The sequence below is a fragment of the Tardiphaga sp. 172_B4_N1_3 genome (assembly GCF_052076035.1).
GTDB lineage: Bacteria > Pseudomonadota > Alphaproteobacteria > Rhizobiales > Xanthobacteraceae > Tardiphaga > Tardiphaga robiniae.
The window spans coordinates 1,751,649-1,766,510 of sequence record NZ_CP197238.1; the positions used below are offsets into that span (position 1 = coordinate 1,751,649).

The 14,862-nt window shown below is 62.4% G+C and carries 13 protein-coding genes and 2 tRNA genes; 5 read left to right on the top strand and 10 right to left on the bottom strand.

Annotated features, from left to right (window positions below; genetic code table 11):
• Window positions 1–29 precede the first annotated feature (29 nt).
• The 5 genes from AB7783_RS08070 to AB7783_RS08090 form a co-directional block, all read right to left on the bottom strand.
• Window positions 30–2,903, bottom strand: a complete 2,874-nt coding sequence (locus AB7783_RS08070; RefSeq protein ID WP_441277337.1) for a valine--tRNA ligase — start codon at window positions 2,901–2,903, stop codon at window positions 30–32.
• Between the two features lie 176 nt (window positions 2,904–3,079).
• Window positions 3,080–3,823 carry a PopZ family protein gene (locus AB7783_RS08075; RefSeq protein WP_089264298.1) on the bottom strand — a complete coding sequence of 248 codons (744 nt, stop codon included), beginning with the start codon at window positions 3,821–3,823 and terminating at the stop codon, window positions 3,080–3,082.
• 291 nt (window positions 3,824–4,114) lie between these two features.
• Window positions 4,115–5,506: a TolC family outer membrane protein gene (locus tag AB7783_RS08080; protein WP_175369002.1), complete on the bottom strand. Its 1,392-nt coding sequence runs from the start codon at window positions 5,504–5,506 to the stop codon at window positions 4,115–4,117.
• 232 nt (window positions 5,507–5,738) lie between these two features.
• Complete coding sequence (locus AB7783_RS08085; RefSeq protein WP_441277338.1) at window positions 5,739–6,317, bottom strand: protein-L-isoaspartate O-methyltransferase family protein; 579 nt, start codon at window positions 6,315–6,317, stop codon at window positions 5,739–5,741.
• A 151-nt stretch (window positions 6,318–6,468) separates the two neighbouring features.
• Window positions 6,469–6,543, bottom strand: a tRNA-Asn gene (locus tag AB7783_RS08090).
• Between the two features lie 276 nt (window positions 6,544–6,819).
• Between AB7783_RS08090 and AB7783_RS08095 the strand changes: the two genes are divergently transcribed.
• Window positions 6,820–6,993, top strand: a complete 174-nt coding sequence (locus AB7783_RS08095; RefSeq protein WP_170849674.1) for a hypothetical protein — start codon at window positions 6,820–6,822, stop codon at window positions 6,991–6,993.
• 48 nt (window positions 6,994–7,041) lie between these two features.
• Here the strand turns inward: AB7783_RS08095 and AB7783_RS08100 are convergent, their stop codons facing one another.
• Genes AB7783_RS08100 through AB7783_RS08115 form a run of 4 tightly spaced genes read right to left on the bottom strand, consistent with a single transcriptional unit; the run spans window position 7,042 to window position 11,810 of the window.
• Complete coding sequence (locus AB7783_RS08100) at window positions 7,042–7,746, bottom strand: ABC transporter ATP-binding protein (protein ID WP_441277339.1); 705 nt, start codon at window positions 7,744–7,746, stop codon at window positions 7,042–7,044.
• Entirely contained in the window at window positions 7,733–9,613 is a 1,881-nt protein-coding gene (locus AB7783_RS08105) for a branched-chain amino acid ABC transporter ATP-binding protein/permease (RefSeq protein WP_441277340.1), read from the bottom strand. The genes AB7783_RS08100 and AB7783_RS08105 overlap by 14 nt, the downstream gene beginning before the upstream one ends.
• On the bottom strand, window positions 9,610–10,485 hold the full coding sequence (locus AB7783_RS08110) for a branched-chain amino acid ABC transporter permease (protein WP_068736430.1): 876 nt from the start codon (window positions 10,483–10,485) through the stop codon (window positions 9,610–9,612). Before AB7783_RS08110 ends, AB7783_RS08105 begins: the two co-directional genes overlap by 4 nt.
• Before the next feature lie 8 nt (window positions 10,486–10,493).
• Entirely contained in the window at window positions 10,494–11,810 is a 1,317-nt protein-coding gene (locus AB7783_RS08115; RefSeq protein WP_068736881.1) for an ABC transporter substrate-binding protein, read from the bottom strand.
• A 347-nt stretch (window positions 11,811–12,157) separates the two neighbouring features.
• Here AB7783_RS08115 and AB7783_RS08120 point away from each other — a divergent pair, with 347 nt between their 5' ends.
• The 4 genes from AB7783_RS08120 (at window position 12,158) to AB7783_RS08135 (ending at window position 14,098) form a co-directional block, all read left to right on the top strand.
• Entirely contained in the window at window positions 12,158–13,129 is a 972-nt protein-coding gene (locus AB7783_RS08120; protein WP_441277341.1) for a LysR family transcriptional regulator, read from the top strand.
• Window positions 13,130–13,304: 175 nt separating this feature from the next.
• Complete coding sequence (locus AB7783_RS08125) at window positions 13,305–13,484, top strand: hypothetical protein (RefSeq protein WP_068736432.1); 180 nt, start codon at window positions 13,305–13,307, stop codon at window positions 13,482–13,484.
• An 85-nt stretch (window positions 13,485–13,569) separates the two neighbouring features.
• Window positions 13,570–13,643: transfer RNA gene (locus AB7783_RS08130), tRNA-Cys, on the top strand.
• 131 nt (window positions 13,644–13,774) lie between these two features.
• On the top strand, window positions 13,775–14,098 hold the full coding sequence (locus AB7783_RS08135) for a hypothetical protein (RefSeq protein ID WP_231080662.1): 324 nt from the start codon (window positions 13,775–13,777) through the stop codon (window positions 14,096–14,098).
• Window positions 14,099–14,125: 27 nt separating this feature from the next.
• On the opposite strand, the gene AB7783_RS08140 is transcribed toward AB7783_RS08135, so the two are convergent.
• A complete protein-coding gene (locus AB7783_RS08140) occupies window positions 14,126–14,860 on the bottom strand; it encodes a tRNA-uridine aminocarboxypropyltransferase (protein ID WP_441277342.1) in 735 nt (244 codons plus the stop codon).
• Window positions 14,861–14,862 lie beyond the last annotated feature (2 nt).

The window sequence follows — 14,862 nt, forward strand, 5'->3', positions numbered from 1 at the left end:
TCTTCGCGAAACCCATCCTACGATCAAACTCATACCGCGTTCTTGAGCCGCTCCAGCGCTTCCAGCGTCTTGGCCTTGCGGGCCTCGGCTGCCTCGCGCTTCTCGCGCTCTTCCTCGACGATCTCTTCCGCGGCGTTGGCAACGAATTTCTCGTTGGAGAGTTTGGCGTCGGCGCGCTTGATGTCGGCTTCGGCTTTCACCAGTTCCTTGTCGAGACGCGTCTTCTCGGCGCCGAGATCGATCACGCCCTTCAACGGCAGCGCTGCGACCTCGCCGCGGATCAGGAGCTGCACGGCGCCCTGCGGCGCGACATCGGCGAAGGATATGTCGCCGAGACGAGCGAGGCGCTTGACGACATCGCTCCAGCGCTGGGCACGGGCTTGAGTTTCCGCAGAAGCGCCGGCCAGCACCAGTGGCGTCAATGTTGCCGGCACGATGTTCATCTCGGCACGCACCGAACGAACCTCCGTCACCAGGTCGATGACCCAGCCGATTTCGGCTTCGGCGGCGTCATCCTTGAAATCGGCGACCGGTTCGGGATCTCCCATCAGGATCGGCGCGACGATCGGATCGCTCGCGGCGGTTGCGATGATCAGCGCTTCCTGCTCGCGCGTCAGGCCGCTCGCCTTGCGTGACCACGGCGCGAGTGCCAGCAGACCGTCGCGCGGCGCCGTGACGGCCCAGAGTTCTTCCGTGATGAACGGCATGAACGGGTGCAGCAGCTTCAGGATCTCGTCGCGGGCCCAGGCGACCATCGCGCGGGTTTCGGTCTTGGCCGGACCGTCCTCGCCCATCATGAAGGGCTTGGCGAGTTCGAGATACCAGTCGCAATACACGTTCCAGACGAAGCGATAGGCCGCGCCCGCGGCATCGTTGAAGCGATAGGCTTCGATGGCCTCGGTGACTTCGCGCGTCGCCTTGACGGTCTCATGCGCGATCCAGCGGTTGAGCACTTCCTTGGCCTTGGTCGGATCGAAGCCGGCCGGCAGCACACACTCGTTCATTTCGGCGAAGCGGCAGGCATTCCAGAGCTTGGTCGCGAAATTGCGATAGCCCTCGACGCGCTGGGTTGCGAGCTTGATGTCGCGGCCCTGTGCGGCCATCGCAGCCAGCGTGAAACGCAGCGCATCGGCGCCGTACTGGTCGATCAGGTTCAGGGGATCGATGACGTTGCCCTTCGACTTCGACATCTTGGCGCCCTTCTCGTCGCGGACGAGGGCGTGGATGTAGACGGTCGGGAACGGCACGTCCTTCTTGAAGTGCATGCCCATCATCATCATCCGGGCGACCCAGAAGAAGATGATGTCGAAGCCGGTGACCAGCACATTGGTGGGATAGTAGCGATCCACATCAACCGAGCTCTGCGGCCAGCCCAGAGTCGAGAACGGCCACAGCGCCGACGAGAACCAGGTGTCGAGCACGTCTTCATCGCGCGTGATGAAGCCCTCGCGCTTCGCCGGATCGAGCGCCATATCGTGGCCCTGCTCTTCCGTGATCACTTCCTGCTCGACATAATAGCCGAGCGCGTTGCCGACCGCTTCTTCCTCGGTCTCGGCGACGAACACCTTGCCGTCCGGACCGTACCAGGCCGGGATCTGATGGCCCCACCACAGCTGGCGCGAGATGCACCACGGCTGGATGTTCTCCATCCATTCGTAATAGGTCTTTTCCCAGTTCTTCGGCACGAACTCGGTCGCGCCGGTACGCACAGCGGCGATCGCCGGCTGCGCCATGGTCTTGGCGTCCACGTACCACTGGTCGGTCAGATAGGGCTCGATGACGACGCCGGAGCGATCGCCATGCGGCACCATATGCGTGTTGGGCTCGATCTTCTCCAGGAAGCCGAAATCTTCCAGCCGCTGCACGATGGTCTTGCGCGCCTTGAAGCGCTCCATGCCATGCAATTCTTCGACCAGCTCTGACGCTGCGACCGGCAGGCCGCGCAGATAGTCCTCGTTGTCGGCGAGAGCGAGCTTGCCTTCGATATCGAGGATGCTGATGCGTGCAAGGCCGTGGCGGTTGCCGACTTCGAAGTCGTTGAAGTCGTGCGCCGGCGTGATCTTCACCGCGCCGGAGCCCTTCTCCGGGTCCGAATATTCATCTGCGACGATCGGGATCAGGCGGCCGACCAGCGGCAGAACCACGTTCTTGCCGATCAGATGCGTGTAGCGCTCGTCATCCGGATTCACGGCGACGCCGCTGTCGCCGAGCATCGTCTCGGGACGCGTGGTCGCAACGGTGATGAACGAGGTCGGATCTTCCGGATCGAAGTTCTTGCCTTCGAGCGGATAGCGCAGATGCCAGAGGTTACCCTTGACCTCGACCTGCTGGACTTCGAGATCGGAAATCGCCGTCAGCAGCTTCGGATCCCAGTTCACAAGGCGCTTGTCCTTGTAGATCAGGCCCTCGCGGTGCAGCTGCACGAACACCTTGATGACGGCCTCGGACAGGCCCTCGTCCATGGTGAAGCGCTCGCGCGACCAGTCGCAGGAGGCGCCAAGGCGCTTCAACTGATTGACGATGACGCCGCCGCTCTCGGCCTTCCACTTCCAGACGCGTTCGAGAAATGCCTCGCGTCCCATGTCGCGGCGACCGGGCTCCTGGCGCTCCATCAACTGGCGCTCGACCACCATCTGGGTCGCGATGCCCGCATGGTCGGTGCCGGGCTGCCACAGCACGTCGCGGCCGCGCATGCGCTCGAAACGACAGAGCACGTCCTGCAAAGTGTTGTTGAGGGCGTGGCCCATATGCAGCGAACCGGTGACGTTCGGCGGCGGGATCACGATCGTATAGGGCTCGGCATCCACCCGGTCCGCGCGGCCCGCCTTGAACGCGCGTTCGGCTTCCCAGGCAGCGGCGATGCGGGTCTCGATATCGGCGGGCTGATAGGTCTTTTCGATCATGACAATTCAATCAAATCAGGGGTTTTTGGCCACGGTTTTGAGGCCTGGAGCGAACGCAGGAAGCCGATGGCGCTAGAAACCCGCCAGCGCGGCTCAAGTCAACATATAGGGCTGTTTAGCCATCCCGGAGGGCCAAACGAAGGCCCCGAAAGGCCGTCGTTGCTTGTCTCGCGGGCCTAGCGGCCGCCGCCGCGTGAGACGCGCTCGATCTCAGCCTTGACGATGCGCTCGACGAGGCCCGGCAGGTTGTCGTCCAGCCAGGACTTCAGCATCGGACGCAGCATCTCCTTGACGAGATCCTCAAGGGTCCGCGCGTTGTTGCTCAGGACCGTATTTGCCAGCGCATTGAAGGCCGACTCCACGGACGACACGGTGCTGTGTGACAGAATCTGCTGCTGCGGTGCGACCGGGGGCGGATCATAGGACGGCGGGTCGAAGCGCGGTGCGGGTCGTTGGCTACTGGCGGCGACAGCTTCGGCGAATTCGAGGTCGTCATCGGGCTCGACATGCTGGAATGCGGGTTCCGGCTCGGGGTCGGCGACCACCATCTCGTCGGTCAGTTCGAACACATCACCGTCGGGCTGCGCCGGGCGCACCTCTTCCTCGGTGGTCGCGGCTTCCAGACTGGCCAACATCGCGTCGATGTCGTCCTGGCTGTTGGAGGCAGCAGGCTCCGGCGGCGGTGGCGCGGGCTTCGGGGCTGGCGGCGGTGCTTTGGCGGCAGCAGCCTGCGCGGCAGGAATCGCCGACGGCGGGATGTCTGTCATCGCAGCAGGCTTGGCTGCAGGAGCCGGCTTGGGCGGCGGCGGAGGAGCAACTTCGGCGACGGCCGGCTTCGCTTCGTCGTCGGCGATGATACGTCGGATCGACGCCAGAATCTCCTCCATCGAGGGCTCCTGGACCTTTGCAGGTTGCGTCATGTCCGACTCCGCATCATCAACGCTCTCGTCAATATTTTACACCAGACGAGGCTGAATTTGCGGGTTGTCGTTTTGACGACCGTTCGATTCAGCGCGCAAGCCTGACTTGTCCCCAAGATCAAGCGACGCCTGACCACCAACTGTCGCGCGGGAAATGCCCAAGGAACTAGGAGAGGCATTCCGAATCGCTAAGCCAGCAATGCAAACGGTACGTCATCGGACAAATTGATTGCAAGCAAAGGGCCGCACAAGCGGCCCTTTCGATACGATATCAGGTGATATCCGAGCGCGTTAGCGTCCGTCGGGCGTACGCACGCCGACCCAGCTATCGCGCACCTGATGATAGTGCACGCTGGGGTCATACACATTGGTGTTCAGCTTCATCACCATCGGTGACAGACGGCCAACTGCGTTGAGCACCGAGTATGATGCCACCACACGATCATGCTGCGCCGTGACAAGCGCGACGCGCGCGTTCACCAGCGCCTGCTGGGCATTCAACACGTCGAGTGTGGTGCGCTGGCCGGCCTTGGCTTCTTCGCGAACGCCGTTCAGCGCAATTTCGGAAGCCTGCACCTGTGCCTGTGCGGACGAGACCTGCGCCCTGCCCGCCAGCAACTGCCCCCAAGCCTGCACGACGCTCGCGCGCGCCTGATCGCGCGTCTGGTCGAGAGCGAGGCGTTGCTGCGCGAGCGTTTCCTTGGACTGACGGATCAGCGAATATTCGCCGCCGCCCTGGTAAACCGGGACCGACACCTGGGCGATGCCTGATGCCGTCAGACCGCGCGGCTGCGAGATCGACTGTTCCCAACCCTGCTGGATGTTGGCCGTCAGCGTCACTGTTGGAAACAGTGCGCCTTCGTTGACCTTGGTGTTCAGGAAACTGATGTCGACCCCGAACATTGCTGCGGTCACGCTCGGATTTTCAGTGAGGCCGAGCTCGATAGCGGCAGGTAGCGTGGCGGGCAGAAAGCGGTCGACTGGCGAACCTGCCTGCAAAGCCACCGGCTCGTTGCCGATAATGCGGCGGAAATTCGAGCGCGTGGTCGTCAGCGTCGATTCGGCGCTCAGCAACTGCGTACGGCCGGCGGCGAGCTGCGCCTCGGACTGCGCCACGTCGGTGCGCGTGACTTCGCCGACATTGAACCGGTCGCGGGTCTGCTTCAGCGTCTGCTCGAGCACACGCACGTTGCTGCGCTGAACCTCGACGGTGGCCGCGTCGCGCAGGTAATCCATGTAGATAGTCGCGGCGGAAAGCAACACTGACTGTTCTAGCACGCGCAGGCCTTCGCGTGCGGACGATACCTGGCTTTCGGCAGCTCGGGTACGGTTTGCAGTCTGCTGGCCGTTGTACACATTCTGAGTGATGGTCGCGCCAACGGCGCGGGGAACCTGCACGCCGTGAATCGCGGTCGCAGTACCTGCAATGCTGTTGACCGCGTCCGTGTACTGATAGCCGCCGCTCGCGGTGATCGCGACCCTGGGTCGATAACCCGACAAAGCCTGCGGCACGTTCTCGTCAGTGACGCGCACCGAAGCGCGCTGGGCATTCAATTGAGGATTGTTCTGATAAGCGCGAACCAACGCCGCTTCGATCGTGTCAGCCAGAACGGGTGACGCTCCGGCAAATGCCAGCAAAAGGGCCGCAGCTGCAGCACCGGTGAGAGCTTTTACGCCGCCCATTCTTGGTAATCCATTCATGCCGTTCACTGATCCGGGCGCACACTTGTGGCGACCGAACAGATGATGTCCGTTAGCGAGTCTCCACTCACCATATTCCGCGCATCGGCGAGACGGAACCTCTCGTGGAAACTTGACAGTGAAAACTTGGCGAATGGGACATCCAAGCCACACTTGTAATTACCGCTGGCGATATTAGCGGTGCCCCAATGCCCAATAAGGCGGACAGTCAGCCCTAGAAAACGAATGCCGGGAGTTTTTCCATGCCCGGCAGAACCGGTGCGGTAGCATCGAACAGGGGGCGGGAGCCAAAATCCTCGTGGGAATGGGTCACGATCACGGCGCGAGCGGGCTTGGTCAGGGCGAACACGCCCACGAGTTGCCCGCCGGGGGCCAGCTGCTTGTAGAGCCCCGTCGGGACGATTTCCGTCGCGCCGGCCAGAACGATCAGATCATAGGGGCCGTTCGCGGCATCGCCATCAGCCGCCATGCCGGCCGCGCTGGTGACCTGCCCGGCAAACTGGGCGATCACGGCGGCCGCATAGCCCGTGGGGCAACCAACCACCAGAACCTTGTCGGTCGCCTTTACGTCGGAGGCCTGCAGCATCCGCGCCAGCACCACCGGCTTGATCAGAAAGCGATTCGGGGCGACTTCCAGGTCGAGGTCCAGATAGGCCATGGCGCGCTGGCTGGCAGGAACGAACTCCTCGCGCGGCACCGCAAGCATGGCGTCAATGATGCGCAAATCGGTGACGTCGCTGGGACGCACCTGACCATCAACCATCTTCTGGCGTGCGGTCGAAAAGTCGGACATGAGCAATCCCTTGCAAACGGCTGGAAGTTCCTTTTGCACGAATTACGGCAGCGCACAGCGGGATGCAAGGTTCGTAAAAACACAGCAGCCAACGCGCTATCGAGGCGGTCGCGAGCGCGGTTTCTGGCAGCCATTTTTGCGGAAGGATGTTTGGCTCCCCGGGCTGGATTCGAACCAGCGACCATTCGATTAACAGTCGAATGCTCTACCGCTGAGCTACCAGGGAACGTGCGAAGCTTGTTCGCAGGCCGCAGCGTATAACAAAGCGATCCGCGCTTGGAAAGCAGGAAATGCACCTCTTCCCATAGAGGCCGCCAATCGGGGAAAACTCCGAAAAAGCCTTATGTTACGGGATTTTCTTGATGCTTGACCCGTTCTCGCCGGGCCCATGTCGCATGCGGGCGAAGAATAATCTTTCCAACCGTGTCGCTATTTAGTCTTATTGCACCGCAAGACTGCCCGTTGCGACGTTGAACAAGTTCCGAATCGAACGAGGTGACCGATGCCAGCCACGCACACCGACCGCGCGCTTCCTACCGACCTCAACTCCCTGCCCTTTATCAGTGATGACGAATGCGTCACCCGGCTCGCCGAAGCCGTCGAGGCGCATGACAGCGATCACCTCGATGAGGTGGCGCTTCTGATCGGGCGCCTCGCGGTGCCGATCGAAATCTAGGGAATCACGTTGCCCGGGGCCATTGTCTCCGGGATTACGTCCCGGGAATCAAATCCCGACGCCGAGGAAGTCCCGCATCAGGTCGGGGCTGTCGTTGAGATCGGCCGGCGTGCCTTCGAACACCACGTGGCCGTTATTGAGCCCATAGACGCGATTGGCGAAACTCAATGCCGCCGCAACGTTCTGTTCGACCACAATCATGGTGCGGCCCTCGGCGGCGAGATTGCGTGAGACCTCGACCAGATCGCGCACGATCAGCGGCGCGAGGCCTTCGAACGGCTCGTCCAGCAGGATGATACGGGCATCGCGGATCAGCGCGCGGGCGATGGCCAACATCTGCTGTTCGCCGCCGGACAGTGTGCGCCCGGCGGATTTGCGGCGCTCCTTGAGGCGCGGAAACACGTCGTAGATTCGATCGTAGGACCAGGCATTCGGCGCGGTCAGCGCCGCGATGCGCAGGTTTTCCTCGACCGTCAGGCCGCCAAAGATGGCGCGCTCTTCCGGCACCAGTTGGACGCCCATGCCGGCGATGGCCGAGGGCGGCAGGCCCTCGATGGATTTGCCGTCGAGACGGATATGGCCGCTGCGCGGTGACAGCACGCCCATGATCGAGCGCAGCGTCGTGGTCTTGCCGGCGCCGTTACGGCCGAGCAGCGCGACCACCTCGCCCTGCTCGACCCGGATCGACAGGTCGAACAGCACGTGGGAATCGCCATACAGCGTATTGATCTTGTCGACTTCAAGCAGGCTCATGCGCGTGCAGCCCTCCCAGATAGGCGTCTTGCACAGCCGGATTGCGCCGGATCTCGTCGGCGGTGCCATCCGCCAGCAGCCGGCCCTCATAGAGCACGGTGATGCGCTCGGCGAGTTCGAAGATGGCGTCGAGATCGTGCTCGACGATGACCACGGTTCGCGAGCGCCCGATGTCGCGAATGAAGGCGCAGGTCGCGATGCGTTCTGCCGGGCTCATGCCGGCTAAGGGTTCGTCGAGCAGCAATACGTTCGGGCTGGTCGCCAGCGCCATCCCGATTTCGAGCCGGCGCTTTTCGCCGTAGGCCAGAATATGCGCCGGCGTGTCGGCGCGTTCGACGAGATTGAGCAGGCCGAGGATCGAGGCGATCTGCTCCTCGACGTCGGGAATGCTGCCGGCGCTGCGCAACAGATCGAAGCGCATCGGGCCGCGACGGCGCGCCAGCGCCGCGATCCGCAGGTTCTTGCGCACCGACAGGTTGGGAAACAGCTGATTGAGCTGGTTGCTTTTGGCGATACCGAGCTGCGCCGCGCGGCTGACGCCGACACCCGTGACCTTCTCGCCGAACAGCAGGACTTCGCCGGAAGACGGGCTGACTTCGTCGAGCAGCATCTTGAACAGCGTGCTCTTGCCGGCGCCATTCGGGCCGATCACCGCATGGATCGAGCCACGGCGGACCTTGAAGGAGACGCCATCGACGGCTTTGATGCCACCATAATGCCGCGCCAGAGATCGGGCTTCGAGTGCAATGTCGCTATCACCTGTCATGGGCTCGGCAAGGGTCAGCCTGACCTCCATGAGCGGCGCGACGGGGTTGATTGCCGCATCGATGTTGTGCGCCTCGATGGCTTCGGTTTGGGCCTCGGCGGCTCGTGCGGCAGCTAGGTTACGGCGTTCGTTCCACCAATGGGCGATCTCGCCGCAGATGCCGCGGCGCAGGCCGATCACCAGAATGATGAAAGCGATGCCGAGCACCAGCTTCCACAGGATCGCAAAGCCCGGAATGAGCTGCAGATTGTCGCGAAGCCACAGCCAGACGGCGGCGCCGACCAGCGGACCGATCAGCGTGCCGGCGCCGCCGACGATGGTCTGAACTACGAGTTGTCCCGACGTCTCCAGCGAGAACGCATCCGGCGGCATGTAGCTCTGGAACGAGCCGAGCAGACCGCCGGCAAGACCGGCATAGAGCGCGGCGATGACAAAGGCCGTCAGCTTGTAGGCCGGCACGTTATGGCCAAGCATCGCGACGCGGCCGGTGTTCTCCTTGATCGCCAGCAGGATCGCGCCGACCGGCGAGCCGACGATGCGGCGCGCCAGCACATAGCCGAGGAAGAAGATCACCGCGAACAGGACATACATCGGCATGCCCGCACTGATGCGGATCGCACTGGCGCCGAAGCCGAGCACCGGCACCGGCACACCGGGGATGCCGTTCTCGCCGCCGGTGTAGTCCGACAGCGGGGAATTCTCGATGAAATAGGCCATCTGGCCGAAGGCCAGCGTGATCATCGTGAAATAGATGCCGACCCTGCGCACGGCGAACCAGCCGACCAGGAGGCCGAACAGGCCGGCTGCGACCGTACCGATCGCCAGAGCCAGCCAGACGCTGTCGATGGTGTGGGACACCAGCAGATAGGCGCTGACAAAACCGCCGACGCCGAAGAATGCCGCCTGCCCGAATGACAGCAGGCCGGTGAGGCCGAACAGGATATCGAAGCCGAGGCCGATCAGGCCCCAGTTCAACACACGTGTCAGCAGATCTGTCGAGAAACCGAGATGCGGGAATATGATGGGCGCCACGATCAGCGTGCACAGCACCGCGAGTTCGGGAAGCCAGCCCCGCAAGCCGCCGGAACGATGACGCATCATGCGCGGCCTTCCGAACCGAACAGGCCTTGCGGGCGCATGATCAGCAGCACCGCCATCAGCGCGTAGAGCATCACTTCCGAATAAGACGAGTTAAAAGCACTGGTCAGGCTGATGATCTCGCCCGCGATCAGGCCGCCGATGACGGCACCCGGGAACGAGCCAAGGCCGCCCAGCACGATGACCACGAAGGACTGCGCCATGAAGTTGGCGCCCATATCCGGCGTCACCGCGACGACCGGCGCATAGAGCATGCCGGCAAGACCGACCGCGACGACGCCGATGGCAAACACCAGCAGGAAGGCGCGGCGCACATTGATGCCGAGAATGCCGACCATGCCGGGATTCTCGATGCCGGCACGCACCACAAGGCCCATCGAGGTGCGGTAGAGAACGAGATAGAGACTGAGCAGCAGACCCGCGATGATCGCGATCAATTGCAGGCGATAGGTCGGATAGATCAGGAAGCCCATCTGGGTCGCGCCCTGCCCCCAGGACGGCACCGGCACACGCTGCGCATTGCCTCCGAAGGCTGCACGCACGCATTCGACGAGAACGATCCCGACACCGTAGGTGACGAGGATCTGGTCTTCATGCGGCCGGTCGTAAAAATAACGGATGATGATGCGTTCGAGCAGGAAGCCGAGTGCCAGCATGAAACCGCAGCCAACGACGATCGCGAGCACGAAGGACGAGGTATATTGCAGCAGCACGAAAGCGGCATAGGCACCCACGGCGAACAGCGCGCCGTGAGCGAAATTGAGGACCCCAAGCGTGCCCAGGATGATCGTCAGACCACTGCTGACGAGGGCCAGCAATGTGCCGAGGGCCAGGCCGTTGAAGGCCTGCGAGATGAGGACGGGCCAGCTTGGCATGGTGATCCTTAGGTGTAGGGGCCGAGCTTGCAGCCGAAGAAGTCCGGCGCGTTCATCACGCTCTCGCCATCCGCAATATCGACGATCTCGTAGAAGTCTTCCTTGTTCTTCATCTCGGACGGCTTCTTGCCGCGCAGGATCGGGATCGGCCGCACCATCTGATGATCTTCGGCACGGAAATAGACCTTGCCGATGGTCGTCTCGTAAGGCTGCGCCTTGGAGCTCTCCATCGCCTTGATCACATCGACCGGATTGAACGTGCCGGCGCGCTCCACCGACATCGCCCACAGATAGGTCTGCATGTAGCCGATATGCGCGCCCCAGCGCGGATAGTACTTGTTCTGCGCCACGAAGCTTTCGACGAAGGTCTTGGCGAGCGGATAGGTGTCCTGCAGGCCCCACCAGAAATCGCAGCTGCCATAGACGCCCTGCATCAGTTCTGCGCCGAGCTCCTTGTCCTGGAACGAGGACAGGTTCGGCACCACGAGCTTCATGCGCTTCAGCACGCCGAACTGTTCGGCCTGCTTGGTCGAAGCGACCGCATCGCCGCCGAAGGCGATGTTGACGAATACGTCCGCGCCGCTGTTGGCGATGTTCAGGAGTGCCGACGAATAATCGGTGGTCCCGAGCGGCACGACTTCCTTGGCGACCTGCTTCCAGCCCTGCTCCGCCGAGAACTTGGCGAAGCTATCATAGACGGTGTGGCCATAGGTGTAGTCGGGCACCAGGAAGGCCGACTTCACGTTCTTGCCGAGTGCCTTGGCAACGACGGGCGCCATCGCCTTGGCGGCCATGTAGGCGTTCTGCTGCGAGCGGAAACCGTAGCGCTGGCAGTTCTTGCCGGTGATGTCGTTGGAGCCGGCGATGCCGACCATGTACAGCACCTTCTCGCGCGATCCGAGTTCTTCGAGCGCAATGGCGCTGGCTGATGACACCGAGCCCGACACCATGATCGCCTTGTCGCGCTGGATGAACTGGGTGGCGCTCTGCACGTCGAGGTTGGGTTTACCTTCGGTGTCGGAGACCTTGTACTTGATCTGCCGTCCGAGCACGCCCTTGCCCTTGAGGCCCCACTTCTGCGCGATATCACCGCCGGCATTGATTTGCGCGATGGCCAGTTCATAGCCGAGCTTGAGGTCGCCGCCGTCACCCGAAAAGACGCCGGTGAGCGGGATGGTCAGACCGACGAACACAGAATCCGCCGTGACGCCTTCCGGGAAAGTACCGATAGTGGCCGGCGATTGTGCGAACGCGCTGCCTGGAAGCATAAGGCCAGCGGCAGTGCCGACTCCTCCGAGCAAAAGCTGTCGACGGTCAAACTGCATGACACACCCTTCTGGTTCGATCACCGCCGCCATTGGCCGGTGAGCTGCGATGGGGGCTGGCCCCGGCGAAGTTGAGTTTCTTGAACGGGATGCCGCCGTGGCTCTCGCGGTGCCTGCGAGATCATCGCAGGAGCCTCATTCATGGTCACTCGCTGAACCCGAAATACCGGCAGCGTCGCGTCCGCAAAGTGAGAGAGAACGGATCGTTCTTTGTTCCCGTCAGGCTAGGTTGCTTCGGATCGCACGGGGTATAGACAATCCTGCAAAGGGCCTTGCAGACTGGCTTTTCCACCGCGACATGGCGTCCCAGCGACGCGCGCTGGCACAGCTCTTGCTGTTACTCCCGCATGGACAATTTCAAATCGCTCGATTGGGATGACCTCAAGGTCTTCATTCACGCAGCCCGCGGCGGCAGCCTTGGCAGTGCGGCCAAGCGCCTCCGGGTTGATCAATCCACCATCAGTCGCCGCATCGCGCATCTTGAGAGCACCCTGGGCGTGGCGTTGTTCGAGCGATTGCCGTCCGGACTGAAGGTCAATGAGACCGGCGACCGCCTGCTCTGCCATGCCGAGCGGATCGAGAGCGCCGTGATCGCCATGCGGGAAGACGTGCAATGCGGCGGCAGCCGTATGGCTGGCCGGGTCCGTCTTGCCACGATGGAAGGCATCGCCTCGCTCTACCTCGCCTACCGCTTCGTCGAATTGCGCAAACAGCATCCCGACCTGACCGTCGAGCTGCTGACGTCACCGCAGAGCGTCTCGGTGAACCGGCGCGAGGCTGATCTGTTTCTGAGCTTCTTCCGCCCGACCGGTCAGGGCATGGTGTCCGAGCGGATCGGCTGCTTTCAGCTCGGGCTCTATGCGTCGCAAGAGTATCTCGACGCGCATGGCGTGCCGAAGAGCCCATCCGAACTCACAAAGCACAGCTTCGTCACCTATATCGACGACCAGATCCAGCTCGACTCCGTGCGCTGGCTCGATGACATCATCAAGAGCCCGCCGGTCTCGTTCCATTCCAACAGCATGTGCGCGCAGATGAACGCTGCGGCCGGCGGCATTGGGCTTGTACTGCTGCCAAGTTTTGCAACGGCGCGTCGCCCCGACCTGATCCCGGTGCTGCACGACAAGTTGTCGACCACGCGCGAGCTGTGGATCAACGTCCATAACGATCTGCAATTCGTGCCGCGCATCCGCGCGGTGTCGAGCTTCCTGAAGTCGACCTTCAAGGCGGATTCCCTGATGCAGGCCAGCACCAGGGGCCGCAAGATGCTGGATACACTGCTGGAGACAGACACACCCGTTACAGCCCAGACAGTTTAATGTTACCGTCGACGATGCGTGATCGGCGTTCCCGAGCCACGCCATTGATCCAGTGAGGTAAACGTCCCGGTAACCATGACGGGCCTCGCGTGTGGATCGGTACAATTTGAACGATCCATTCAACAGCCCAACAAAGGCTTTGCGTCAGATTGCTCCCAAGACAGGGAGCTAGAAGATGAGCGAAGCCGAATTTGATTATCTGCTGGAGACAGTCCGGGCCGAAATCGAGGCCGATGTGCGGGACGATCTGCGCAGCCAGGAAATGTTCTTCGCCCCGATTCCGACCGCTGCGAACGACAATGACGGCCCCTGGCCGCTGATTCCGTTTCCGGATGGCTGGCAGGCCTCCTGCTGATCTTTTGTCGGTATGTCGGACCCCATGAAAGATTTCAGCCGGGCATTGCCTAAATGGCGAACGGTCTGTAACTAACCCGCTATGGGGCCATGTGGCGGAATGGTTACGCGCCGGTCTGCAAAACCGTTTATTCGGGTTCGATTCCCGACGTGGCCTCCATCAATCCAATCAATAACTTAGCCTGCCGGACCCGCGATCGGGGCGCGACTGCTATGAGTGGTGCGCTGCAACACTTCGCTTGGCAAGATTGGAGTATTCATCGTAGCATCCTGCCAACCCCAGGGGGCACGATGAACATCCGGGTCTTGATCGCCACATTGCTGATGACCTCGCCAGGCTGGGCCCAGGCCAAACCGCCCGTTCCGGTTCGCACCGATCCCTGTGCGCCGATTGGCCGGACCGCCGACGGCCAGCTGGTCTATTCCCTGAAGTGCGAGAAGCTGCCGGTTCCGGTGGTGCCGCCGCAGGCTGCAGCCCCGGCACCGCCTCCCGCACCCGTCGTGGAAGAAGCTCGCGGCGGACTGTTCCGCAATCCGTTTTCGTCGCTCGTCAGACCGTCATCATCGAGTGACGAGCGTGAAGCCGGCGTCGGTCCGCCGCCCAGCAGCCGATAGGCCGGGATCAATCAAAACCGAACGCGATCAGGCGTGCTTCTTACGCCGCCAGTCGCGCTTGGGTTTGGGCTTTGGCGCCAGTTCCGGCATGACGGTCTGGGCTTCGCGATATTTCGCCAGCATCCGCTCGAAGGCCTCGTTCAGTGTCGCTTCGATATCCGGTTTCCGTTCGAGGCTGGCCAGCAGCATCCCCGCGGCTTCGATGGTCGACAGGCCGTCCTTGCGCGGTTCGCGGCGCAGCTTGCCGTAAAGCGACGGTTTCGCCGGTCCGAGGATCACGCGCTGGCATTTCAGCATCCAGGCATTGCGCCACCACAGCGCCTTGGCCTGGCTCCAGGTGCCGTCGAGCAGCACTATGCCCTGGATGTCCTTCAGCAAGGCGCGCTGGTTTTCCTCAGCCTGACCCTTGCGATCGATGGCCAGGATGTCGCGATCTGTCTCGTAATCGGTGACCTTCGCCGAGCCAAGGTAGAGGATCGCCCAGCGGGCGGGATCGGCGACCGGCTTGCCCAGCGCCTTGGCGAGGCTCGGCCAGGACAAGCCGATTTTGACCGTGGCCTTCTTGAAATGAAGCGCGGCGACGCGGGCGGTGCCCAGCGCCCTGTCCTGTTCCTGCGGATGCTGCAGGATCAGGAGCTCGATCTTGTTGTCGATGGGCGTAATGCTATCGCAGATGCACAGCGGCATCGGCTTGTGGCAATGCGGACATTCCGGGATCGCTTCAGCGATCTCAGCGGCTTGCAGATCTGATTTCTTGGACATTG

Excerpts from the sequence above, each read along its gene's own strand:
- AB7783_RS08100 (WP_441277339.1), bottom strand. The coding sequence starts at position 7,746 with ATGAGCCTGCTTGAAGTCGACAAGATCAATACGCTGTATGGCGATTCC.
- AB7783_RS08125 (WP_068736432.1), top strand. The coding sequence starts at position 13,305 with ATGAGCGAAGCCGAATTTGATTATCTGCTGGAGACAGTCCGGGCCGAA.
- AB7783_RS08110 (WP_068736430.1), bottom strand. The coding sequence starts at position 10,485 with ATGCCAAGCTGGCCCGTCCTCATCTCGCAGGCCTTCAACGGCCTGGCC.
- AB7783_RS08120 (WP_441277341.1), top strand. The coding sequence starts at position 12,158 with ATGGACAATTTCAAATCGCTCGATTGGGATGACCTCAAGGTCTTCATT.
- AB7783_RS08115 (WP_068736881.1), bottom strand. The coding sequence starts at position 11,810 with ATGCAGTTTGACCGTCGACAGCTTTTGCTCGGAGGAGTCGGCACTGCC.
- AB7783_RS08140 (WP_441277342.1), bottom strand. The coding sequence starts at position 14,860 with ATGTCCAAGAAATCAGATCTGCAAGCCGCTGAGATCGCTGAAGCGATC.
- AB7783_RS08085 (WP_441277338.1), bottom strand. The coding sequence starts at position 6,317 with ATGTCCGACTTTTCGACCGCACGCCAGAAGATGGTTGATGGTCAGGTG.
- AB7783_RS08105 (WP_441277340.1), bottom strand. The coding sequence starts at position 9,613 with ATGATGCGTCATCGTTCCGGCGGCTTGCGGGGCTGGCTTCCCGAACTC.
- AB7783_RS08075 (WP_089264298.1), bottom strand. The coding sequence starts at position 3,823 with ATGACGCAACCTGCAAAGGTCCAGGAGCCCTCGATGGAGGAGATTCTG.
- AB7783_RS08135 (WP_231080662.1), top strand. The coding sequence starts at position 13,775 with ATGAACATCCGGGTCTTGATCGCCACATTGCTGATGACCTCGCCAGGC.
- AB7783_RS08070 (WP_441277337.1), bottom strand. The coding sequence starts at position 2,903 with ATGATCGAAAAGACCTATCAGCCCGCCGATATCGAGACCCGCATCGCC.
- AB7783_RS08080 (WP_175369002.1), bottom strand. The coding sequence starts at position 5,506 with ATGGGCGGCGTAAAAGCTCTCACCGGTGCTGCAGCTGCGGCCCTTTTG.
- AB7783_RS08095 (WP_170849674.1), top strand. The coding sequence starts at position 6,820 with ATGCCAGCCACGCACACCGACCGCGCGCTTCCTACCGACCTCAACTCC.